Genomic DNA, 632 nt, shown 5'->3' on the forward strand with positions numbered 1-632 from the left:
TGGTTACGCTTGGGAATTCACGGGTGAATTTCTCAATGTTTTCGACTTTTGCTCCGCGCCAACCGTAAATCGATTGGTCATCGTCACCCACGATCATCACATGACACTCAGGCCCCGCCATCATGCGTAGCCAAGCGTATTGGATATTGTTGGTGTCTTGGAACTCGTCGACCAAGATGTGTTTAAAGCGTGCTTGGTAGTGCTCGCGGACAAACTTGTTATCGCGCAGTAGCTCATGAGCGCGAAGCAGAATTTCTGCGAAGTCGACCAAACCTGCACGGTCACACGCTTCTTGATAAGCGGTGTATAGCTGCAAGTAGGTTTTGGTCACAGGATCGTGGTAAGCATCGATATGTGCTGGGCGCAGGCCTTCGTCTTTTTTGCCGTTAATCCACCAAGCTACTTGGCGTGCAGGCCACTGCTTTTCATCCAGATTTTGTGCTTTGATCAGACGCTTCAGTAAACGCTGTTGATCGTCGCTGTCGATGATTTGAAAGTCTTCCGGTAGCTTGGCATCAAGATAGTGTGCACGCAAAATGCGGTGACAAATACCGTGGAAAGTCCCATTCCACATGCCAGATGCACTGCCCATCATCAACTCTTCAATACGACCACGCATTTCTGCTGCCGCT

The 632-nt window shown here is 49.7% G+C and carries 1 protein-coding gene; it reads right to left on the reverse strand.

Annotation, left to right across the window (positions count from 1 at the left end; genetic code table 11):
- Nucleotides 1-632: UvrD-helicase domain-containing protein (locus R7Z77_RS26390; protein WP_318137178.1), on the reverse strand; the 632-nt coding region annotated here is incomplete at both ends.

The sequence above is a fragment of the Vibrio sp. 1401 genome, assembly GCF_033340295.1.